The organism is bacterium (assembly GCA_035454885.1).
Classification (GTDB): Bacteria; UBA10199; UBA10199; order JACPAL01.
Genome location: DATIGE010000018.1, coordinates 41067 through 63354, shown reverse-complemented (window position 1 = coordinate 63354; position 22288 = coordinate 41067). Strand labels below are relative to the sequence as shown.

Annotated in this window: 21 protein-coding genes; 6 read left to right on the top strand and 15 right to left on the bottom strand. The window is 63.4% G+C overall.

Features of this window, described 5'->3' with window-relative positions; translation table 11 throughout:
* The 6 genes from VLJ37_04510 to VLJ37_04485 form a co-directional block, all read right to left on the bottom strand.
* Positions 1 to 2601 (bottom strand): MMPL family transporter (locus VLJ37_04510; GenBank protein HSA58927.1); only part of this gene is annotated, 2601 nt, incomplete at its 3' end.
* On the bottom strand, positions 2556 to 3461 hold the full coding sequence (locus VLJ37_04505) for a phosphatase PAP2 family protein (protein ID HSA58926.1): 906 nt from the start codon (positions 3459 to 3461) through the stop codon (positions 2556 to 2558). The genes VLJ37_04510 and VLJ37_04505, both read right to left, overlap by 46 nt.
* A complete protein-coding gene (locus tag VLJ37_04500; protein ID HSA58925.1) occupies positions 3458 to 4399 on the bottom strand; it encodes a diacylglycerol kinase family protein in 942 nt (313 codons plus the stop codon). The genes VLJ37_04505 and VLJ37_04500 overlap by 4 nt, the downstream gene beginning before the upstream one ends.
* Positions 4365 to 5468 carry a (Fe-S)-binding protein gene (locus VLJ37_04495; protein HSA58924.1) on the bottom strand — a complete coding sequence of 368 codons (1104 nt, stop codon included), beginning with the start codon at positions 5466 to 5468 and terminating at the stop codon, positions 4365 to 4367. The genes VLJ37_04500 and VLJ37_04495 overlap by 35 nt, the downstream gene beginning before the upstream one ends.
* Complete coding sequence (locus tag VLJ37_04490; GenBank protein HSA58923.1) at positions 5465 to 6025, bottom strand: hypothetical protein; 561 nt, start codon at positions 6023 to 6025, stop codon at positions 5465 to 5467. The genes VLJ37_04495 and VLJ37_04490 overlap by 4 nt, the downstream gene beginning before the upstream one ends.
* Positions 6022 to 7530, bottom strand: coding sequence for an FAD-binding oxidoreductase (locus VLJ37_04485; protein HSA58922.1), 1509 nt, complete (start codon positions 7528 to 7530; stop codon positions 6022 to 6024). Before VLJ37_04485 ends, VLJ37_04490 begins: the two co-directional genes overlap by 4 nt.
* A 38-nt stretch (positions 7531 to 7568) precedes the next feature.
* Between VLJ37_04485 and VLJ37_04480 the strand changes: the two genes are divergently transcribed.
* From VLJ37_04480 to VLJ37_04465, 4 genes are all read left to right on the top strand, one after another.
* Entirely contained in the window at positions 7569 to 9296 is a 1728-nt protein-coding gene (locus VLJ37_04480; GenBank protein HSA58921.1) for a glycerol-3-phosphate dehydrogenase/oxidase, read from the top strand.
* 130 nt (positions 9297 to 9426) lie between these two features.
* A complete protein-coding gene (locus VLJ37_04475) occupies positions 9427 to 11094 on the top strand; it encodes a hypothetical protein (GenBank protein HSA58920.1) in 1668 nt (555 codons plus the stop codon).
* 105 nt (positions 11095 to 11199) lie between these two features.
* A complete protein-coding gene (locus tag VLJ37_04470; GenBank protein ID HSA58919.1) occupies positions 11200 to 11748 on the top strand; it encodes a response regulator in 549 nt (182 codons plus the stop codon).
* Between the two features lie 45 nt (positions 11749 to 11793).
* The gene (locus tag VLJ37_04465; GenBank protein ID HSA58918.1) at positions 11794 to 12966 is read left to right on the top strand and encodes a hypothetical protein; all 1173 of its coding nucleotides are present in this window, start codon (positions 11794 to 11796) and stop codon (positions 12964 to 12966) included.
* Here VLJ37_04465 and VLJ37_04460 read toward each other — a convergent pair.
* The 9 genes from VLJ37_04460 to sat form a co-directional block, all read right to left on the bottom strand.
* On the bottom strand, positions 12948 to 13862 hold the full coding sequence (locus tag VLJ37_04460) for a Ppx/GppA phosphatase family protein (GenBank protein HSA58917.1): 915 nt from the start codon (positions 13860 to 13862) through the stop codon (positions 12948 to 12950). The two genes, VLJ37_04465 and VLJ37_04460, sit on opposite strands and share 19 nt — an antisense overlap.
* A 31-nt stretch (positions 13863 to 13893) precedes the next feature.
* Complete coding sequence (locus VLJ37_04455; protein ID HSA58916.1) at positions 13894 to 15213, bottom strand: hypothetical protein; 1320 nt, start codon at positions 15211 to 15213, stop codon at positions 13894 to 13896.
* Positions 15158 to 15958 carry a TonB C-terminal domain-containing protein gene (locus VLJ37_04450; GenBank protein ID HSA58915.1) on the bottom strand — a complete coding sequence of 267 codons (801 nt, stop codon included), beginning with the start codon at positions 15956 to 15958 and terminating at the stop codon, positions 15158 to 15160. The genes VLJ37_04455 and VLJ37_04450 overlap by 56 nt, the downstream gene beginning before the upstream one ends.
* Before the next feature lies 1 nt (position 15959).
* Positions 15960 to 16445, bottom strand: a complete 486-nt coding sequence (gene tolR, locus VLJ37_04445) for a protein TolR (GenBank protein HSA58914.1) — start codon at positions 16443 to 16445, stop codon at positions 15960 to 15962.
* 3 nt (positions 16446 to 16448) lie between these two features.
* Complete coding sequence (locus VLJ37_04440; GenBank protein ID HSA58913.1) at positions 16449 to 17126, bottom strand: MotA/TolQ/ExbB proton channel family protein; 678 nt, start codon at positions 17124 to 17126, stop codon at positions 16449 to 16451.
* Between the two features lie 171 nt (positions 17127 to 17297).
* Positions 17298 to 17780, bottom strand: coding sequence for a hypothetical protein (locus tag VLJ37_04435; GenBank protein HSA58912.1), 483 nt, complete (start codon positions 17778 to 17780; stop codon positions 17298 to 17300).
* A gap of 112 nt (positions 17781 to 17892) precedes the next feature.
* Positions 17893 to 18522, bottom strand: coding sequence for a hypothetical protein (locus tag VLJ37_04430; GenBank protein HSA58911.1), 630 nt, complete (start codon positions 18520 to 18522; stop codon positions 17893 to 17895).
* Positions 18523 to 18612: 90 nt separating this feature from the next.
* On the bottom strand, positions 18613 to 19542 hold the full coding sequence (locus tag VLJ37_04425; GenBank protein HSA58910.1) for a hypothetical protein: 930 nt from the start codon (positions 19540 to 19542) through the stop codon (positions 18613 to 18615).
* A gap of 53 nt (positions 19543 to 19595) precedes the next feature.
* Complete coding sequence (sat, locus tag VLJ37_04420; GenBank protein HSA58909.1) at positions 19596 to 20768, bottom strand: sulfate adenylyltransferase; 1173 nt, start codon at positions 20766 to 20768, stop codon at positions 19596 to 19598.
* Positions 20769 to 20924: 156 nt separating this feature from the next.
* Here sat and VLJ37_04415 point away from each other — a divergent pair, with 156 nt between their 5' ends.
* A complete protein-coding gene (locus VLJ37_04415; GenBank protein HSA58908.1) occupies positions 20925 to 21806 on the top strand; it encodes an SDR family NAD(P)-dependent oxidoreductase in 882 nt (293 codons plus the stop codon).
* Positions 21803 to 22285, top strand: a complete 483-nt coding sequence (locus VLJ37_04410; GenBank protein HSA58907.1) for a hypothetical protein — start codon at positions 21803 to 21805, stop codon at positions 22283 to 22285. The genes VLJ37_04415 and VLJ37_04410 overlap by 4 nt, the downstream gene beginning before the upstream one ends.
* Positions 22286 to 22288: the final 3 nt, after the last annotated feature.

The window sequence follows — 22288 nt, the reverse complement described above, 5'->3', positions numbered from 1 at the left end:
CCGGTCGATGTCGCGATAGACGGGGTCGTCGACGGGGACATTGGCCGTGCTGTAATCCGCGGCCAGGGCCGGCAACGGCGCCAGCATCAAGAGGAGGGCGAGGGTGAGGGGTTTGGCCGTTTTCAAGCTTTCTTCGCGCGGAAGGCGTTTCTCCTTTCGCCTCTTTTGCAGCGCCAGCAGCGCCGGGAACCACAAAAGGGTGGTCAATGTGCAGAGCCCGATGCCCACCACGCAGACGATGCCGAAGGACCGTATCCCGCCCATGTCGGCGAAAGCCAGCGATCCGAAACCGATCAGCGTCGTGAGCGCCGCTCCCAAGATGGGCCGAAAGGTCACGCTGTAGCTGTCGTGGAGCGAGCCCTTGGGATCGTCCAGGTAGCGCTGGAAAAAATGGACGCCGTAGTCGTCGGCCGTCCCCAGGATGACCGGGATGGCCGCCATGTTGATGATGTTGAGCTTGAGTCCGGTGAGCGCCATCCATCCGAAGGTGGCGAGGAGGCCCACCACGAGCGGGGCGAAGACGGTCAGGGTCGCCTTGAGCGAGTGGAAATTCATCCAAAGGGCGGCCAGGAGCATCGCGAGCGTGAAACCCATGACGTAACGGCTTTGAACGAAGAGCATCTTGACGATTTCGTAGAAGACGGTCGACTCCCCGGAGGCGTAAAACGGGCCGGAGCAGCTCTCGCAGCGCACCTCGCGGATCTCCTCCACAAAGCGCATGAAACGGTCCGCGCGCGACATGTCGAAGTTGGGGAAGATGAACACGATCCGGCCGACCGAACCCTCGCGGTCCTGGAACTTGCTCTTGATCTGGTCGGGCACCGTCTCCAGCGTGATGGGTTTGGGATCGAGCATCGGCTCGAGCGAGGCGTAGGCCTTCGCGTCCTCTCCCGTCAGGGCTTTGACGATGGCCGGCGTGAAGAGAGACCGTATGGCCGCGATCTTTTCGAGCTTGGCCTCCTGGTTGCCGGGGACGAAATCGCCCAAGGAGAGGGCGCCGCGGATCGTGGTGCCTTCGGGCGTGGCCTTGTTCTTGTCTTGGACGTCGCGGATTCTGCCCGCGACCTTCTTCGCGTCCTCGAAATTCGCGGCCAGCGCCACCTCGGGATTCACCGAATGGTTGAAGATGCCGTCGATGCGGCCGTCCAGCTCCTTGGTTTCTTGGAGCCCGGGGCGCCCCATGATGTTGTTCAGGTTGAAGTCGAAGCCGAGGCGCCCGAAAAGGACGGCCGCGAACGGCAGGAGCAGCACGGCGCCCGTCAGGACGAGATTCTTGGGCGAGAACACCCAATGCATCCAGCGTCGCGAAAAATGCTGCCGTTCCTCGGTCCATTCCGCGGACGTGACGCGCGCCTTGAGCTTTTCCGGAAAGCGCCTCTCGATGAGCAGGGCGAGGGGAGGCAGGACGAAAACGAAGGCCGCGCCGCACAGGAGGATGCCGATGCCCGCGATGAGTCCCGTCTCGCGGAAGGCCTTGAAGCTCGAGAAGGCGAGCGCGAGGAAGGCCGCCGCGGTGGTCGAGGAGGCCGCTACGAAGGCTCGTCCGAGGTGGCCGATCGACGTGGCCAGGGCCTCTTCCGCGTTCTCGCCCAGATTCCGGTGCCGCTGATATTCCGAATAGAAGTGGATGCCGTAGTCCGCCGCCAATCCCAGCAGGATCGCGCAGGTGGCGGAACTGAAAAGATTGAGCGAGCCGAACAGGAGATAGGCGGCCCCCAGCGACCAGATCTGGCTCATCACCAAAGGGACGCCGATCAGGAAAACCGCCCGCTTCCGGCGGAAGTGGAAGATGAGGTAAAGCAGTGAGCCGATGAACGAAAGCGAGGAAACGAGGGCGGCGTCCTTCAAGAGGATTTTTTTCTGCGTGGCCTGCTTGACGTAGGGGCCCGTGAAGCGGACATTGAGGCTCGGGTCGTAACGTTCCGGATGCAACCCGCCGACCGTGTCCCCGAGCGCTTTGAGCAGGTCTTGCGTGCGGTTGACGTCTGTCGTCCTCCAGTCGGGCTTGAGGAGAGAGGCGAACAGCGTGCCGTCCTTGTTCTGGTAGCGCGGCGCCGGATTCAGGTAGGTGGCGTACCGGCCTTTGATCTCGTCGATGTCCTGGTCGAACGAGTCCTCGTCGAAGTCGATCAGAAGCTTCATTCTTTTCAGCTTCTCGGAACCGATCCGGAACTTGATCTTTTCCCGGAGCCGGTCCAGGTCCTCGAGCGACAGGTAGAGCAGAGACGATTTGCGGAGGAAGTCCGAGGGCGGACGGTCGTCGATCGACCTCAGGCCCAGGCGTGCCTGAGCCGGCTCCAGGCGGGCGCGGAGGTCGGTCAAAAAGCGGTCGGCGGCCGCGGCGGCCCGGGGGGTCTTCCCGGCCTCCACCGCGACGACGACGAAACTCGCTCCGCCCACGATCTTTTCCAGCTCCTTGGCCTGCACGACGCTCGGATGGTCGTTCGGCAGGAGATCGCTGAAATTGGAGCGGATGGCGATCCGCTGCGTCAGCCATCCGGCCGCCAGCGTCATCAGGGCGGCGACGGCCAATGCGGCTTTCGGGCGTCGAAGCGTCAGGCGGACGAAGCGTGTGATGAGGCCTTCCTCTTGTTGGGGCATAATAAGCGGTGAATCAGAATGGCCACGCAGACATAGAAAACGCCCGCGATGAGGTCAATCACGTAGTGGTGGGCCAGGTAGACCGCCGAGAACCAGACCAGGAGCATGAAGAAGACGAGGGGGATCAAACCCTTTTTGAGGATCGTCCGGGCGTACCACACCACCAGGAAGGGGAAGCCGGCGTGCATGGAGGGGATGGCGCCGAACACCCAGGCGTTCTTGGCGTAGACCCCCTCGAAATAGGGGTGGCCGATCAAGGCGTCGAAATGGACCAGCCCCGCGGCCTGGGGGGCGACGGACCAATCGCCCGGCTGAAACCCGAAGGCCTGGACGTACCAGGGGGGCGCCACCGGCAGGGCGATGTAGGTGGCGAAGGCGAGGAGGTTGACGATGAAGAAGGTCCAGTTGAAGCGCCGTGCGAACTCCCGGTTCCTGATCCAGGCGTAGAAGGCGAATCCGATCGGGATGACCATGTGGAGCGAATAGGTCAGGCCCGTGACGACGTCCAAGAAGGCGGCGTGGTGGTCTTGGAGAAAGAACGAGGGGATGACCCGGTCGCCGCCGGACGGGATGCCGAAGAGCGCCCGCTCGAGTTCGAAAGGCCACTGGACGTGGATCGGGCCCGCCCAGGCCTTGGGATAAATCCTCAGAAAATCGTAGAGGATGCCGAAGAAGGCGATGGGCAAAAAATCCAGGACGAACCGCCGCGACTTCTCGTGCAGAAAATAGCACCCGACGAGAAACCCCGCGAGGAGGAGGTGCTCGGGCCTGAGTCCCATCGTCCAATGGATGGAGAGGAAATAGGCACCGGCGAGCGCGAGCGGCAGGGCGTCGGCCTTGCGGAGGCGGAGCAGCTTCATGCGGGGGCCTTCACCTCCAGCGCGGAGGGGAGGATCTCGAAGACGGCGGGCAGCGACCCGATCGGCTCGCCGTCGATGTCCAGGTCCACGCGCCCCTCGGAGGCGAGCTCGACGCGACGGACGCGGTCGTGGCGCACCTGTTTTAGGCGGTGGATCTGCTTGGAGTACAGGAGCGTGAGCGCGAGCGGCACCTGATAGGCGGGGAACGGACCGATCGCGACCAGGTCGAAATAGCCGTCGGAGGGGTCCGCCCCGGGGGCGATCGGCATCCCGCCGCCGAAGAACCGCCCGTTGGCGACGGCGACGATCAGGGGCTTGTCGGGCCACGCGACGGCCGACGACGTTCCGTGCTCCGTCGCGATCGTCACCCTTTGAGGCTTCCAATGGAGGTAGGCGTCCAACGTCGCCGCGAGGTAGGCCGGTTTTCGTCCCAGGAACGACCGGAAGCGCGGCGTCCGGCGGACGACCTCCGCGCCGAGGCCGGCGCTCGCGATGTTGATGAAGTAGCGGCTCTCGACGCCGCCCGAGAGCCCGGTGTAGCGGGCCCGGCCCAGGTCGATGCGCCGGGACTTCGTGCCGGCCGCGATGCGGACCTGCTCGGAAAGCCCGGACGGGATGTTCAACGTCCGGACGAAGTCGGCCCCCGTCCCGACGCAGACGATCCCCAAGGCGGGCCGGGAATCCGCATCCGCCTCCATCAAACCGTTCGCGGCCTCGTGGACGGTGCCGTCTCCTCCGTAGGCGATGACGAGCGAGTACCCCGCCTTCGCCGCGTCCGCGGCCAGGCACTGCGCGTGCCCGATGGCGGTGGACTCCTCGAAGTCGAAGGCGCCGAGCTTTTTCTTCAATTCCTGGGCGGCCCGGGGCCACAGGATCCGGCTGCGTCCTCCCCCGGCCTGGGGATTAACGACGACGAAGACTTTTTCTTTTTGTTTCATCTGCGTCCACGAGGTAATCGACGAGACTCTTCGCCTCCACGCCGAACTTGCGGAATCTTTCAACACAGGTGGGGCAGCTTGTCACGAGGAGTTCGGCGCCCGTCTCCCTAAACTGAGCGACCCGGGTCTTCGTGATCGCGTCCGCCGTCTCCGGATACGAAACGGGCAGGAGGCCGCCGCCGCCGCAGCAGTAACCCTCCTCGCGGTTGAGGAGGAATTCGATGGGAGGTTTTCCCGAAACGCGTTCGATGAGCCGGCGTGGTTCTTCGTAGGTCTTTCGGTAGCGGCCGAGGTAACAGGGATCGTGGTAGGCCACCTCCCCCAACCCCCTCCTTGTTAAGGAGGGGGCTCCGGGGGAGGTGAGATACTCGCTCACGTGCTGAAACCTCGCTCGGACCCGGTGCCCCGCCGACCGGTACAAGGTCTCCATCGTGTACAGGCACTGCGGCGCCCCCGTGACGATGCGATCGTAGCGGTTGAGGGCGTGGCGGTTGACCTCCGCGAGTTCCGAAAAATCCTGCCAGTCGCCGGCGGCGAAGAGGGGGTAGCCGCAGCACTGGATGGGTTCGGGGTAGAGGGGCAGATCGAGGAGACGAAGGGTCTTTTCCGTCGTGGCGATGTCCGTGGCGATTTCGACGCAACCTGGAAAATAGACCGTGTGCGCGTCCGCGCCCGCGAATTGAGCCGGCGGAAATCTTCGCTGGAGGACGGGCAGGAGGTCGCGGCCGTAGGGGTTGTTGTGCCGCCGGAATTTTTCGCAGAAGGGGGCGACGGCGGCGGGGGCCATGTCCGCCTTGAAGGCGCGGACGCGGTAGGCGTCGAGCGCGGGGGACACGGGGTTGGCGTGCTCGCACGCGAACTCCGAGGCCCGGCAGTTGAGGCACTTGTAGGCGAGCCCCATCGTCTCCGGCGTCATCGGAAGTTCCTTGTCCTCCACGCGCTTCATCGCCGTCATCTTGCCCCACGGCGTCACCGCCTCGTTCCTGTCCGCGTCGGCCACGGGGCAAGAATAGCGGCAGAGCTTGGGGCAGAAGCTGCACAGGGCGGTCGCCTGTTCGTGTTCTTTCACAGGATCTTTCCCCGCGTCTCTTTCGCGATCTTTTGCAGGCATCTCTTCTCGGCCGAGGTCATCTCCTTGGAGCCCTCCAATGAGACCGTGACCGACCGGGGGCCCGCCCGAAAGCGCGCCGGCCGGATTCCCGAGCCCCAGAAGGCCTTCAGAAAGGCGTCGCGGTTTTTCTTCTCCCTCCAGGCGAGGCGAAGGGTCTCGCGCGCCGCCGGCAGGGGATGGACCCTGAGGACCGCCTTGAGAAGCCTAGCGTGGCGCCTTCCCGATCCGATCAGGATCTTTTTGAAGTCGGGTCCCGTGGACGCGCGCGGGACGTTCCGGGTCGCGATCGTCTCGCCCTTCCGCGCGGCCTGGAGGGAGACGCAGAGGTCGTCGATGCCCCCGTAGAGGAGGGCGTCGCGGTTGGGGATGCGGTGTTCCAAAGCCTCGCGGAGGGTCGAAACCCGTCCCTGCGGACGGTAGCCGAGGCTGAGACCTTCGCGGTTGAGCCGCTTCTCGAGATCGACGAGACCCTCGCCGGCCTCACAGGTTACGAGAAGGGAGGTCTTGTCGATCATGAGCCGAGCCCCATTTTTCCCGGATTCAGGATGTTCCAGGGGTCGAGCCCTTTCTTGATGTCGCGAAAGAGCGGCATGGCCCCTCCCAGTTCCCTCGGCAGAAACTTGGCCTTGAGAAGACCGATCCCGTGATGATGGCTGATCGTCGCGCCGAGACCGAGACAGACTTCCATGGCGTCGTGCCAAATCTCTCCGTAGGTCTTGAGATCCTCCTCGGGACCGCGGCACTTGCCGACCACGGTGAAGTAGATCGAGCACCCCTCCGGATAGGCGTGTGAAAAGTGCGCCAATACCAAGACCCGCCGCATGAGGGCCTCGCGCATGCCGTCGTAGAGGGCCTGAAGGTTGTCCCAGGTCGTCGCCGTCTCGATCGTGTCCACGTAGCACCCGTTGGCGAAGAGCCGCGGCATCTTGAACGAAACGCTGTAACGGTGGTCGTGCCAGTGCTGGCCCGGCTCGGGGCCCAGGTCCTTGGCGCGCAGGGTCGCGGCGTGGCGCAGCGCCTGGCGTTCCATCTCGCGCGCCAATTCGGCGTCCCCCTCGAACCCCAGAATGAGAAGGGCCTCGGACGACGCGCGTTCAACGAGTTTTTGGACGAGGGACGGCCGGCTGAGGAGGAGGGGATAGTGCCAGTCGGCGCGCCCGCCGGTCTTTGAACGGGATCGGGACCGGTTCTTTTTTTTATACCCGTGTTTCAGGAGGAGCGAATCAACAGGATCGTAGAGGCGGACGACGGCGGGACGAAGGCCGCTTTGCATGATCTGGCGGACGGCGGTCAGGGCGTCCTCCACGCGCCGGAAACTCAAGCCCCGGTAAAGGGTCGCGGGGGGGAGCGGAAAGACTCGGAATCGCGCTCGCGTAAAGACGCCCAGGCAGCCTTCGCTGCCGATGAAGACGTCTTCGGGTCTGAGGCCCGGAAATTTTTTCAGGCGCCCGCCGAAGGGAACGACCTCGCCGGAGGCCAGCACGACCTCGACGGCGTCCGTCATATCCTCGATCTTGCCGTACTTGGAGGAGAGCTGTCCGGCCGAGCGGCAGGCGAGATACCCTCCGACGGTCGCGCAAAGGATGGAGGACGGAAAGTGTCCGAGCGTGAAGCCGCGGGCGTTCAGGTCGCGCTCCAGGTGCTGGCCCAGGATCCCGCTTTCGGCGGTCACGTAAAACCGGCCGCCCCTCTCCTCGATCGGTCCCAGCCGGGTGAAACTTTTCAAGTCGAGCATGATGCCGCCGCGGACGGGATTCGTCCCCCCCGACACGCCCGACCCGGCGCCGAAGGGAACGACGGGAACGCCGTGGCGGCGGGCGACGGCCAGGATCCCGCGGATGTGGGAGACGGATGCCGGCCGGCAAACGGCTTGTGGGAGGTGTGGCTCATGCCGCGCCTTCTCCTCCAAAAGACCTCCAGACATCATGTCGCGCGCGTAGAGAAGCCGGCTGGCGGGGTCGACCGCCACGCGCTCCTTGCCCAGAGCGGATTCAAGGGCCTTGGCCCAGCGAGGATTCATTTGAGTTTTGAGGGTTTTGTGACATAAAGCGGCCTCGCATGAAAGAATTTTCCTTCCGCACGCGCAAAGAGGCGTTTCGAAGATTTCAGGACGAGGTTTTCGACTTGCTCATTATCGGAGGGGGCATCACGGGGGCCGGAACGGCGCGGGATGCCGCCTCGCGAGGCTTGAAGGTCGCTTTGGTCGAGGCGCGCGACTTCGCGTGGGGGACGTCGTCGCGCAGCTCCAAGCTGATCCACGGGGGGCTCCGGTACCTTCAAAACATGGAGTTCGGTCTCGTCTTCGAGGCCCTGTCCGAGCGCTCGCACCTCCTGAAGACCGTCCCGCACATGGTGCGTCCGCTGCCGTTCTTCATGCCGGTCTACCGGGGCGACAAACCGGGCAAGTTTCTCTTGAACGTCGGCCTGTGGCTTTACGACCTCCTGGCCTTGGGGCGCGCCCCGGGGTTTCACCGGACGTTCTCCAAGAAAAAATTTCTGGAGCAGGTCCCGTTCCTGAAGGAGGAGGGGCTCAAGGGCGGCTTCCGTTACTTCGACGCCAGCATGTGGGACGACGTCCTCGCCGTGGAGACCCTGCGCGCGGCCCAGGAGGCGGGCGCGGCCGTCGCCAACTACGCGGAGGCCGTGGCGGCACTTTGGGAGAATGAGCAGGTCAAGGGCTTCGAGGTCCGCGATCTCGAGTCCGCCTCCGCCGGGACGATCCCGCTCCGCGCCAAGCGCACCGTCGTCTGCGCGGGGCCCTGGACGGACCAGGTCGGCATCAAGATCTCCTCCCATTGGAGGCGGTGGCTCAATCCCAGCAAGGGCGTGCATCTCATCTTTGACCTGAAGAGGATTCCGGTCCCCGGCGCGATCGTCATGAGCCATCCGGAGGACGGCCGGATCTCGTTCGTCATTCCGCGTCCCGACTACGGCGCGGGCGTCGTCATCGTCGGGACGACCGACGGACCGACGCCGCTCGAGCCCGAAAAGGCGGCGATCGAGCCCGCAGACGTGAATTATCTCATGGACCTTCTGAACCGCTATTTTCCAGCCCTCCATCTCAAACCCTCCGACATCCTGAGCGCGTACGTCGGCGTCCGTCCCCTCATGGGGGCCCAGGCGAGCACGGCGGGGAGCGAGGGCACGGCGCCCCGGGCGACCGCCGCGGACCTGCAGAAGGTCAGCCGCGAGCATTACATCGGCCCCGGCCCCGGAGGCGTGATCCTCGTGGCGGGTGGAAAGTACACGACGCACCGCCTGATGGCGCGGGAGATCGTCGACGTCGCGCTCGCCCGCTGGCGCGAGGATGCCGCGCAGGGCAGGGCGGAGGCCCTGCCCGGGACGATCGGCGCCTCCCATACCGAGGGGCCGGTCAATCCCATGGCGGCTCGCGAGGCCGTCTCCGAAAGCCGCCGCACGGCCGCCGAGCGCGGGTGGGACGTGCCCGAGGCGCTCTGGAACCGGTTCGGGGCCGAGGCCCTGGAGATCTTCGCCCTCCACCGGGCCCAGCCGGACGAGGTCCCCGAATTGGAGGGATTTCCCTTCCTGGGGGCCCAGCTCCGGTATGAGATGAGGAACGGGATGGTCGTCCGGCTCGAGGACTTCTATCTGCGCCGGTCCGGTCTCTATCCCACGCGCAAAGACCACGGTTTGCCCGCAGCCTCCGCCCTGGCGCGCATTTGGGCGGAGGAAAGGGGCCTCCCCCCGTCGGCCGCTGCCGGGGAGGTCCTTCGACTCCAAGGCGAAGTGCAAGACCGCAACCGGTGGCAACAGAAATTGTCCTAATTTGACACAACATTTCGCGGATCCCGTCGATCAAACGTCACTTAGAAACAAGGGGTAAGACGTGACGGGATCGATCTTGGCACCAAACATTTTATCCAATATTTTCAGCCAGATAGAGCGTGGGCATCTCATGCCCACGGTTCAGTACGCCACCTTGAGCTGTCTCTCCCAGATCCTGGATTCCGTCCCCGAGGGCCGCGACGTCGCCCAGCGGGTGAACGCCGAGCTGAGGGCCGCGGTCTCCCAGGGGCAAGAGGCCGCCAGGCGAGAACGCGAGCGGCTGGGTCCGCATTTTGACGACCGGGGGATTCCCAGGACCACGCTTGAAAGGATTGACGTCGTCCCGCCCGAGCTTCTTCGGGCCCTCCGGGAGGCCCAGCCGGTCTTGGAGGCGGCGGCCCAGGCCACGGAGGCCGAGCGTCCCGTCCGAGAGGCCTGCGCAAAGCTTCGGAGGATCTCCGCCCTGTCGGGCAGCTCCCAGACCATCCACGCCGTCCTCGACCCCTCGACCTTGGACCGGGCCCGGGACATGGCGCGGCCGCGGGTGGAAAGCCCGGCTCTCCGCTTCCTGGAGCGCATGATCCGCTTGGACGGAGACGACGGGCGGACCACGAGGGTCTTCAGCCTTGACGAGTCCGTCGTCCATCGAGGCGCTTGGCCGGGCGTCCTCCGTGTCCTGAGCGATCATTTCGGATCGGAGGTGACACAGGAATCCTTAAGCGAGCTCTTTCGCATCCCCCACAAGGACTACCGGATCGGCAGTGTGATGATCCGGCGCGATGATCGAGGAAACTTGAGGTTCGCCGGGGAGATCCGCCGCCGGAGGGATCGCGTCGGTTTCTTCGACATGCTGGTTCCCCCCGCGCCGCCGCGCGGCAGGGCCTGGTCGGTCAAGGTCGAAGCGATTTCCCTGATTCACACGCGTTTGGGAATCGGGAGCCAGCTCCTCGCGCGCGTTGCGCGCTTCCTCCACGGCCGCGGCGTGCACGCGATGACCGCGGACGCCATGGAGAACGCGGGCCTTTTTTGCGTTTTCAACGGCTTCCGGCTGGGCAAGGCCCTCTACGAGGAGATCGTCGGCGAGTTCGTGCAGGACGCGTCCCGGCGGGGCGTCGAGATCCCTCAGGAACAGATCCGCCGACTTCTGGACCGGGAGGCCAATCTCGCGGAGTTGGCGGCCTTCGAATGGCGGGGCGAGAGGATCGGCCGTGACTTTCTGCAGGGATTGTTCATGCGAAAATATCTTCCGGTGAAATTCGAGCTCAGCGCCGACAAGCAGTCGTGGCTCAGGCTCTTGAGCAATTTACACAGGAGCCAGCCGGACAAGCTCGTTCTCCCCTTGGAGTGGGAGAGCTTGAGCGATGCGACCCGCCGAATGCTCTTGGACGGGGTCGGTCTCGTCGGCGGCAATGTCCCTCACTTGATGTCGTCGGATCGGGATCACGCGGTGCATCTCATGGAACGCCTGAACAATTGGGCCCAGCCGATTTCCATGGCCATGGGGTTCCCGCCGGACATGTTGAACCGCATGCCGGACGGAATGAGGGCGATCCTTCGGGAAAAGGCGGCCGCTATCGCGGATGTCTTTCGGATGCTCGCGGCCGACCCCACGTCGCCTTTGTTTTCGCAATTTCAGACCCTGATGAGCCCCGATTCCGGAGAGGTGGCCGTGGATTCCTCTGGAAACCGCGGATTTTTCATCGCCCGAACCTTCCTGGCCGCCGAAAAGGCGGACTTCATCAAACTTCCTGAGATCTTCCGCCGTTTTTTCGAGTCCATGTTGTCCCGAATGGACTAGAGAGGGCTAGAATTTCATCCTCTCGAATTATTTTTTTGACAACTTTGAACAGTCTATGGCGAATATTTATCCACTTTGGGCCCTCTTCCGCCAGTCACGGTCCCCTTGGTCCCTCTCACCTCGCTGATCGGACTTTACCCGGCGCTCTGCGCGAGCTCAACGCCCGTGGGGGGCGGTCCGGACCAGTTCCGGCCGGGCGGTGATTCCTCCGGGGGCGGTTTCAGGAGTGCGATCCCCCCGAAGCCGCGTCTGCTCTTGGCCGACGACGACGCCCTGATGCGGAAGGCCGTTTTTAGGGGCTTAAGCCGCTTGCTCAACCTCTCGGAACCGGACTTTGCTGCCGTCGACGGCCTCGAGTCCGCTCGTCGCGTCTTCGATCTCCATGCCGATGACCTTCAGGCCGTCGTGACGGACATGAACATGCCCCACCACGGCGACGGCCTCCGCTTGTACCGCCACGTGAGGGCCGCGAAGCCCTTCCTCCCCGTCGTCATTTTGAGCGGCGGGATGAGGGAGGCGGAAGAGCGGGCCTTGGACGGTATCTTGGCCTCCGACACGCGGAGCCGATTCTTCGATAAGCCCGTTGAGATCCGATTTATCGCGGATTGGATCCACAACCACTGGTCGTCCTCAAGTTCACGAAAAGACTCGTAACGGAAGCTAGCAACCTTCGCCGCGTCCGGCCGAAGAACCGTCCAAATGCTAACCATCGTCCAGGGCTTGGGCGGCCTCCTGCAGTTTCAAAACTTTACGCCGCTCGCGCCCGCCCTCGTCACCGAGAACCTGGGCCGCTTCTGGGACCTGGCCCCCGTGGCCCAGGTGGAGACCCTGGCGTCGGCCTACCAGCACCTGTCCCGGGTCGAGGAGGCGGACGTCCAGCTTTTGGAGAGCGTCGGGCAGTTGCTCCAGCGCATCGAGGCGCGGGCCGAACAGACGCCCTCGGACAGCTTCATCCTTTCGAGGGTCATCGGCAAATTGGCTCTCCTCAAGGCATCCTCTCCGCCCTCTTGCGAGCCGCCTGGACGCAGGACTTCCGATCCCGCGCCGGGAGCTCAACGCGATCCATCCTTGCGTTTCTATTCGGACGGCGAAGGGGGATTCTTTCCGCCGTCGTGGATTCATTTCTCGAAACCGATGAGGGACGCGCTCAAGGTGCTCGCCTACGGCCGGGAGGGGAAGATGAGCGATTTGACCTCCAGCGATGTGGCCCAAGCGGACTTTCTCATCGGCGCGCTCTCCGGCTGGATCAACGACATGAAGACGGCGCTCACCGAGACGGGAATGAAAGGGGCGGGTCAATCGGGGCTCGCCTCCGCGCCGTCCATCCGCGCGCCTTTGGATCTCGTCGCGGAGATGGCGGCCGTTCTGGGGGATGCCTCCCGCGTCGAGGCCTCGCTCGCCGCGAATTTTTGGCGTTCCTTCGGCTCCCACGCCGACCTGAGGATGTCCTTGAGCCGTCTCGTCACCATGCGCATGGCCCAATCCGTCCTGGAAGAGGCCGAGAGGCTCGCCCTGGAGGACACCCTGTGCGCCCTCGATGCGGCTTTTCTGAGGTTCCTGCTGGCGTTCCTCCCCGGGCGGTCTGTGGATTCTTTTGCGGATTCCTCCGAGAGGAATGAAACCTACGGGGATCTGCTCGCAAAAAGGCTGGGCGATGCGTTGTTGGGACTGCCCTTGTCCGACCGCGCCCAGTTCAACGGCGATCAGGCGGTCCAGCTGGCCACGGCCGGATCGGTCTTGAGGACCCTGGCCGGCGAAGTCCGCGCGGATCCTCCCTCCCCGGTCCTCCGGGGCTTTCTGAAAAAGATTCTTCCGAGCGAAATGCTGCGGCTGGGCCAGATCGTCGGGCTCCTTCAAGAGTTGGATTCGTAAATCAACCCGAACCTCAAGCCCCGGTCGCTCACCGTCACTTGAGTGACGTGGACGGCCTCCATCACCGCCTTGAGGATCAATGTGCCCGCCAGGATCGTGTCTTCCCGGCCTTTCACCATGCCGGGGATCTTCGATTTTTCGGCGGTCGTCGTTTTCCGGAAGAGGGCGATCATGTCGTCGATCTGAGGGAGTGTGAGGGTCGACCCTTGGACCTTGGCGCCGTCCCAGACAGTCAGCGCTTGTTGGATGGCGGAGAGGGTGGTCACGGAGCCCGCCAATCCCACGAACGTCGCTTTGGGGGCGACACCAAGAGGTGCTGCTAACGCTGACACAAGGTTCGCCCCTACAATGGCCCGATGAATCTCACGCTCCATCGCCGCGAGTTCATCGTCCGTCGGCGGATCGTGCGTCACGATCGACTCGCTTAAGACGACCGCGCCCAGGTCCATGCTGACGGCGGCGGATTTTGTGATCACTTCCGTGGAACCCCCGCCGATGTCCAGGACGTATAAATTTTCCGAATCCCCGAAATCATGGGCGGCCGAAAGGTAAGAAAGTCGCGCTTCCTCCTCGCCGCTGATGATCCGGATGTCGATGCCGGCCTCTTGCTTCACGCGTTGGACGAACGCATTTGCGTTCCCGGCTTTTCGAAACGCCGCCGTCCCCACCGCGAGGATCTTCGAGGCGCCGAGCGAATCCGCGATCTTCTTGTAATCCTTCAAGACGTCCAAGGCGCGTTCCTGGGCCTCGGGAAGAAAATTGGGATCGCGGTTCAGACCCTGCCCGAGGCGCGTGATGCGGGCCTCGTCCCGCAGGACGCGGGCGATCTTTCCGTCCCATTCGGCCACGGTGAGAAGGACGGTGTTGGTTCCGATGTCGATTGAAGCGATGATCATGCGCATGTAGGGGCAAGGCGTCGCCTTGCCCCTACCGAACCCAAGGTCCCCACGAGGGTTGGTGAGACCCGCCCGGTCCGACGGGCGTCACGTTCGATCCGTCCTCGCGCATGACCACGACCCTGCCCCCGCACGAGGCGGCGATGAACCGTCCGTTCGGCGCCCAGGTCGGGCTCTCGCAATTGCCCGTGGAGGTGAGCCGCTGGATCTGCGAACCGTCGGTGTTCATGAGGAAGATGTCCCAGCCCCCGGCCAGGCTCTGGAAGGCGATCTTGTCTCCCTTCGGGCTCCAGGCCGGATTGTCGTTCTGCGTCCCCACGAACGTGAGCCGCTCCACGCTTCCGCCGCCCGCGTCGGCCTTGAAGAGGTGCAGCTTGCCCGCGCGCTCGGAGGCGAAGACGAAGGCCGATCCATCGGGGGCCCAGGAGGGGTTCACGTCGATCCCGTAGCTCGGCGCGAGCTTCTTCGTCAGATCGCCTCCGGGACTCAGAAGATAAAGGTCCGTGTCCTCGCCGCCGGCGGAGGAGGCGATCGTCAGCGCCCCGCCCGGAGACCAGGCGGGGGAGAGGTTGATGTTTCCGTTCATCGTGAGCCGATTCGGGGGGCCGCCGCCGGCGCCCACGACCGCGACTTCCATGTTCTCGTTGCGGCTGAAGGTCGTGTAGGCGATCCGGCTCCCGTCCGGAGAGAAGGCCGGCGAGAGGTCGATCGTTCGATCCTTCGTGATCGACCGCGCGTTGCCGCCGTCCATGTCCATGACGCCGATCTCCTTCACCTTCTTGCCCGACTGGACATAAGCGATCTGGGTGGAGAAGACGCCTTGTTCTCCCGTGAGCTCGCGCATGACCTCGTCGGCGAAGTGGTGGGCGACGACGCTCATCTCGCCCGCCTTGGCCGTGTAGCTCCTTCCGATGATGTGCTGGCCCAGGAGCGGATCGTAGAGGTGGAGCTCCACCCTCACGCCCTCCTTGCCCTTCGTGTAGGAGCCGTTCACCAGGGCTTGGGCGCCGATGAGCGTCCACGGCGGAAACTGGATGCCGGCGGGATTCGTCTCCAGCGCCCCGCTGCTGGTCGGGAACTGGTCCTGGGGTATGAGGTCGAAGAGCCCCGTCATGCCGAGGTTCTTGCGGATCGTCTCGGCGACCTTGTGGCTCCAGTCGCGGCTTTCGGCGCCATCGCTGGCCACGAGATTGACGACGGCGATGGGGAACTTCTTCTCCGAGGGCTGATCGACCTGGATGTAGATGCGCGCCTCGGCCTGCCCCGCCGCCAGACACGCCGCCGCGATGGCGAGATTACGGAGTCGCCGCTTGAGCGGCCGTCGGCTTGAACTCGATGATGAACCCTTCATTGTATACCTCGTATTTGAGCCGTTCCGGGGGAATGTCGAGCGGGCTCGCCTTTTCCACCGCCCTCATGGCGGAGAGGTCGAACGACGGGTTGCCGGACTTCTGCTCCCACTCGGTCTCGACCACTTCGCCGCGCTCGTTCATATGGACGACGATCCGGCAAATCAACCCCATTCCTCCGTCCGCGTATTTCATCGGGAGGATCCACTGGTCCATGACCCGCTTGCGGATCTTCGCCTGGTACAGGACGTACTCGGGATCGTCCGGGGAAACGTAGGTTCCCGTGGGGCTTCCGAACGTGAATCCGCCCGGCTGGGTCTCGGGCACCTGCGCGGCCTCAGGCTGCGCCTGCTTCATGGCGACCTTTTTTTGCATGCGCGAGAGGGCGTCGTCGATTCGCGACTTGGGCTGGCCCTCGCGTTTGGGCACCGCCGCCGGAGTCTTTTCGGCGGTCTTTTGACTCTGGGGGGGCGTATAGGTCATCGAGGACTTTTTCTGGCCGGACCGCGCCGACTGCATGGCGTCCTTCTGCTCTTGGATCGTCGTCTTCGGAAGCCCCTCGGATTTCTTGAGCGGCGAGCCGATCGTGTCCGACGTTCCGAAAGGCACGTTCACCCAGACGACCTTTTCCTGTTGAAAGCGGTGCGATCTCCCGAAAAACGAGGGGGCGATTAGCAGGACGGCGGAAAGACCGACGTGAAGACCCAGGGACCAATAAAGGTAACGCTGTAACGGGAGAAGGACCACACTAAGAAGGCCTCTTCTTGCTGGGCGCCTTTCCGGGCGTCTTTTCCGGGGCGGGCGGCGGGGCTGCCGGCTTGGCCTCCTCCGTGATCATGCCGACGCGCTCGATGCCGGCCTCCTTGATGAGGGAGATCGCCTTGACGACCGTTCCGTAGGGGACGTCTTCATCCGCGCGGATCAGGATCTGCTTCTTCTCGCGCCGCTCGAAAATCGCCCCGATCTTTTCCTGAAGCTCCTCCAGACGGTAGGGCGTCTTTTCGTCCTGAAGGAAGATCTTTCCCGCCTTGTCGATCGTGAGCATCACGTCCTCCTCGCTCCGCTCGAGCGCGGGCGCCGAGGCCACCGGCAGCTGCACGTCCAGTCCCTGCGAGAGAAGGGGGGCCGTCACCATGAAGATGATGAGAAGCACGAGAATCACGTCCACCAAGGGCGTGATGTTGATCTCGGAGAGCGCCGTGTTGTGAACGCTTTTTTGGGTCGTGAGCGCCATGGTCTAGGCTCGGAGATAGTCCTTTTCGATCCGGTGCGCGAGATCCTCGCTGAAGCTGTTGATCTCGCGCGAGAAGGTCCGGGTCTTGTTGACGAAAAAGTTGTAGAAGACGACGGCCGGAATGGCCGCGGCGAGCCCGAAGGCGGTCGCGATCAGGGCCTCCGCGATGTAGGGGCCGACGACGGCCAAGCTGGATGATCCGGCGCGCCCGATCTGCCAGAAGGCCGCGAGAATGCCCCAGACGGTTCCGAAGAGTCCGATGAACGGGGCCGAGCTGCCGGTCGTGGCGAGAAAGGGCAGATAGCGCTCGATCCGCTCGATTTCCTCCTCCGTCGCCCGTTCGATCCGTCGGCGGAGCCCCTCGACGCTCGTGTCTCCCGCGCGGCGCGATTCGCCCGATCGGCTCGCATGGGTCTTTTGAAAGAGCTCGGAGACGGCCTCCCGGAAGATGTTGGCCAGGGGGCTCTCGGCGATCTGTTTCGTGAGCAACTCCTCAAGGCTCGTGACGCGCCAGAAGCTGTCGAAGAAACGGGCCGAGGCGGCCCGGAGTTTCTTCAGCTCCTTTTGTTTGTAGATGATGATCGCCCAGCACCCGACGGACATCGCGAAGAGGATCAGAAGGGTGAGTTTGACGATGGGGTCGGAACCCCAAAGAATCTGAAAGATGTGGCCTTTTTCCACGACGAAAACCTCCAAAGAATAAAAAATTGAGTCGTACCTTTTGGTGCGATGAAAACCTCCCGTAATCAAAGGCTGAATCGCACCCGAAGGGTGTAGAGCGACCCTAACGACGAAATGCGTCAAAGTCAACGGAACGGATCGGGTTTTACGGAGGTTTTACAGAGATGTCTCTTAGTTTCGTTGCTGTATGGCGAGCGTGGCGGAGCCGCCCACAACCAAAGAGATCGTGACGGTGAACGACTGATCGTTGAGATCGCGGCCGACTTGGAGTTGCGCGCCCCATAATTCCGTCAACGGGGAAACGGGATCCAGGACGTCCAATTCGATCCCTGCCTGAACTTCGTTATGACCATCGCCGAAGTCATGCAAAAAACCAGCTTTTGGCACGAACCAGGCTCCCAAGACTCCGGGGACGAGAGCAATCCCAAGATTGGCGCCCGCCTGGCAGTTCTTTCGGGAACAGTTGCCCTCGGCCTCCACGAAACCCGTGAGGGATCTCGCGGGCACAAGATCGTAACCGTTCCAGACTTCCTCCTCAAAGGAGGCGACGGCGGCGAGGCTGGCCTTGCCAACGGCCGAACCTTCGCCGTTCTCATGCTGATAGCCTCCGCCCACCCGGAATAAGTCAAAGACTTTCTCGACGCCCCAGCCCATAAGTCCTCCTTAGGTTTTCGTTTTCTGCAAACCCGATCGGCGAAAAAAGAAAAATGTTGCTATGTATTATCTACTTTAGAACGTTAATTATTATAAATTTCTCTGAACGCGCTCAAGGGGCGATGGCGGAGGCGAAGGCATCGAAATTTTCCCGACTCACGGCCGAAAAGACGACGCGGGCGGGGCCGACGGCGCCGAGGGGCCCCGGTCTTCTCCAGAAATCAAAAAGGCCGTCGAGGACCACGCGGGCCGTCCGGCGTCCGTCCAGGCGCCCGGAAACGCCGAAGGCGTCCAGATACATCAGGACGGATTCGAGTTGATCCCAGCGTGCGGCACCCAAGACGGCCGCGACCGATGCGGTCAGGTTGATCAGTTCACGATCGTGGGTTCCTTCGTCCAGGATCAGGGCGCGGTAGACAGACCGGGTCCTTCTGTTCCCGGGGCGATCGCTCGATAGATGGCCCCAGGGTGCGTTGTAGAGGGCGCGCGCCTGTTTTCTGATTTCATCGTGGGTTTCGGGGCTGTATGCGCCGTCGGTCCCCCAACCGGCGCGGAGGATCGCCTCGCTGGGTTCCGCCTCGGGTGAGAAAAAGGCCCGCCCGTCGGTTCGAAGCTTCGCGCGACCCCCCTCGAGCACTACGGCGACGGCCTGCCGGTCGGCCAGTGGGCCCGCGCCGACCCGGTAGGCGGCGAAGCCCGCGTTGACGATGGCGGCTTGCAGGAGGTTTGCGGCCAGGTTCATACCGTAAACCGATTATCGAACCGGAGTGTCAATTGTTGTGAACTATCTATAAAGTTAACAAATGTTATCTATTTCGGATCCGGGAATGATTCAGTTGTCTCCGAGGGCGAACGGGTCGGGCGGACCATAGGTTTCGAGGGTTTGACGCTTGTACCCGCCCACCAATGCCTCCGATTCCTCGTCGTCGATCCGATGCCGCTCGGCGATTTCGAGACCCAGGGCCCAGACGGGGTGGAGGGTGTCGGGGAGGTTCTGGCGGGCCCGGTCGTTGGGGAGGACCTCGAGGGTGAGGACTTCGATGTTGTCCCCATAAAGTTGGGAGGCTGCATCCAGCCCGCCGCAAATCAAGACTCGGTCCCCCCGGGCCGTCTGACCCTCGATTTCAATGTCGAGGGTGCCGGGCGATCCCATTTCCTTCATCAAGCCGGTCTGTATCTCCGGGGCAGGGATCAGTGCCGCCCGGTGGTAGAGGGCGAGCCCGGCCTCGACGAAGGTCGCCTCGGGCCCGAGACCGAGAAAGGCCTTCAGGCCGGTCATCCCGCAGGCCTCGAAACGGATCTGATAGGCGTGGGGGAGCCAGCGCATTTCGTGCTTCAAACTCATGGCCGCCGACATTTCGAGGGAGGCGAAGATTCCGCATTGCCGGAGGGCAATCGCGGCGCCGCTTCGATGCCCGGTCAGACGTTCGGTCAAATGGCCGCCCCGGTCGAAGATTAGTGCCCTGCCGAGCCGTGTGTTCTCCACCAGGAGGCGCTTGGGGCCGTTGTGGATGGCGGTCCAATCTCCCGGAAGGGGGGTGACGAGTCGTCCAGGAGAGAAACGCGCCGTGATCTCGGACAAGGCCAGACCCAAGGTGTTGGCAAAACCCGCGACGTTTCGCGGGGTCAGGGTCCTCTCCTCCACGGCGTCGCTTAGGGGATTCATTTGCACCGGCACGGTCATCCGGCCGGTTTCGGGGTAGGCCCGGAACGCGTGAAAGAAAAAGGGTGCGGCCGCAGGATTGATCAACGAGGGGGACATACGGGGTTTATCGGTCTCGGTCCGGCGGTGTTTCCCAAAAAACTTTGGGGGATCTACGCCTTGATCGTCGCGTCGACCATCGACTCGATCAGGATTCTTGCTACTTCCGGTCTGCTGAATTCTTCGGGAGGCAGCTCGCCCTTCGAGAGCATCTCGCGGACCTTGGTGCCGGAGAGCGTGATGCGGTCCTCGGGACCGTGGGGGCAGGTCTTGTTGGAGGCCATCTCCTCGCACTTTTTGCAGAAGAACGTGTGGTCGAAGAAGAGGGGCGTGATGCCGATTTCTTCTTCGGTGAAGTCGTCGAAGATGAAGTGGGCATCGAACGTGCCGTAATAGTTGCCGACGCCGGCGTGGTCGCGTCCGACGATGAAGTGCGTGCACCCGTAGTTCTTGCGGATGAGCGCGTGGAAGATCGCCTCGCGCGGGCCCGCGTAACGCATGGCCGCCGGGTTGACCGCCAAGACGACGCGTTCCTTCGGATAATAATTCTGGATCAACACTTCGTAGCATTTCATGCGGACGTCGGCCGGGATGTCGTCACCCTTCGTGTCGCCGACGATCGGGTGGATCAGGAGGCCGTCGCAGACTTCCAAGGCCGCCTTGGTGAGATACTCGTGCGCCCGGTGGATCGGATTGCGGGTCTGGAAGGCCACCACGCGTTTCCATTTTTTCTCCTCGAAGAGCTTGCGGAGCTGCGCCGGATCCCTTCGAAAATCCAAAAAAGAATCGTGGGAGACGCGATTGATGACATCGATCTTGCCGCCCAGGAGGACGACGCCTTCCTTGTAGATGGCGGCGACGCCCGGGTGCGCCTCTTCCGTCGTCTTGTAGACCTTTTCGGCCTCAAGTTTTCGCTGGGCCATGAATTTTTCGGCGACATGCAGGATGGCGAGCGGCGTCCCGTTCTCGTCGACGAGGGCGGCGGGCTTTCCGATCGCGATCGGGGTGGCCTCTTCCTTCGTAACCGCCAGCGTGACGGGAATGGTCCAGGGAAGACCGTTGGCGAGCCGCATGTCGTTGATCACGGCGAGGTAATCCGTTTCGCCCATGAAGCCTTCGAGGGGCGACAGGGCCCCGCAGGCGATCATGTCCAAATCGCTCTTCTGCCGGGAAGAGAGGGCGATCTTGGGAAGCGACGGGATCAGCCGCTGCAGCTTGTCGCGTTCAGCGCCTTCGACGACCCGGTTGATCAATTTGCCGCCGTGGGCGGGGATGGGGATTTTCATTAAGAGCTCCTGGAAAAACGAGGGCGTTTCTACAGGATTCCGGCGGAATTGCAACTTAAGATCCTAGCGGCCGTGTAATCCGTCGACGGGTAGGAACGGCGGATGGGACGGCGTGATACCTTGTGTCGGGAGCCAAGCCGGGATAACAAGGTGTTTATGCAGAGCCTCAAAGGGAAAAAGATCGTCCTCACGGGAGGGGCGGGCGGCATCGGCCGTTGCGCCGCCGAGAAATTCGCCGAGGCGGGGGCCGTCCTCATCCTCACCGACATCAACAAGCGCGTCCTGGACGAGACGGCCTCCGGGCTGCGGAAAAAGTACAAGGCGGCCGTCCACGTGAAAGCGGTCAACGTCGCCGACCGCCGCGAGGTGGAGGCCTTCGCGCGCTGGGCCGTCCGGAAATTCAAGGGCATCGACATCCTGATCAACAACGCCGGGATCGGGGCCTCGGGAGAGCTGATCGAGACCTCCCTGGAGACCTGGAAGAGGTTGATGGACATCAACTTTTGGGGCCCGTTGTACCACGTCTACGCGTTTCTTCCGGGGATGATCCGGCGGGGCCACGGACACATCGTCAACGTCGCCTCGGGCCAGGCCTTTTTCCGGCTGCCCACCTGGGGCGCCTACGCGACGGTCAAGCTGGCCATTGGCGCCTTTTCCGAGATCCTGCGCTACGAGGTCCGGAAACTGAACATCGACGTCACGACGCTCTATCCGTTCATGGTCAACACGGGGTTCTACAAGCGGATCGAGTCGGAGACGTTCCTGCAGAAGATATCGATGAGGATGCTGCCCTACTACTCGATGTCGCCGGAGAAGGTGGGCGAGATCCTCTTCGAGGCCGTGAGGACGAAGAAGGGGGTTGAGATGGTGAGCCTCTTGAACACGCTCGCGAAGGTCTCGCGCGTGATCCCGAAGATGACGGACGTGATCGGGCTGGCGGCGATCTCCCTGCTCGGAAAAAAGCCGTCCGATCTGCGGGCCGGCGTCCGAGGAAAAGAGAAGGGCGCGGGATCGAAGGCGCGGAGGAGGGCCGCATGACGCTCGCACGGCTGGGATTTCGGATCGTGGAAACGATGACCGGCAGCCACGAATTCGAGGAGGGCCGGGGCCCCAAGGGGTCGCATCCCTTTTCCTTCGAGGGGCGGTGGGGCACGTCCGACCTGAGCGAATGGCTCAAGCCTTCCAGCGGAAAATTCCTCGTCGCCGATCTGGAAGGGACGGTGACGGCCGGCGGCCTCTGCCGGAACGCGCCGATCAAGGGCCGGGTCGAGCTCAGGTACTTCAAGGACCGCAAGATTCGGTACGTCTTCGAGTTCCGCGTCAACGGCAAGGCGTACCGTTTCGTCGGCGAGAAGGTGAACATCCGCCCCTGGAACCTGCCGGTCTCCCACACGACCTGCTACGGGGTCCTGACGGAAAAGACGACGGGCAGACTGGTGTCGCGCTCCGTGACGCACTTCCGCCTGAGGACGATCCCCGCTTTTTTGGGGAGCCTTCGCTTCCACCGGGCGGCGTGATGG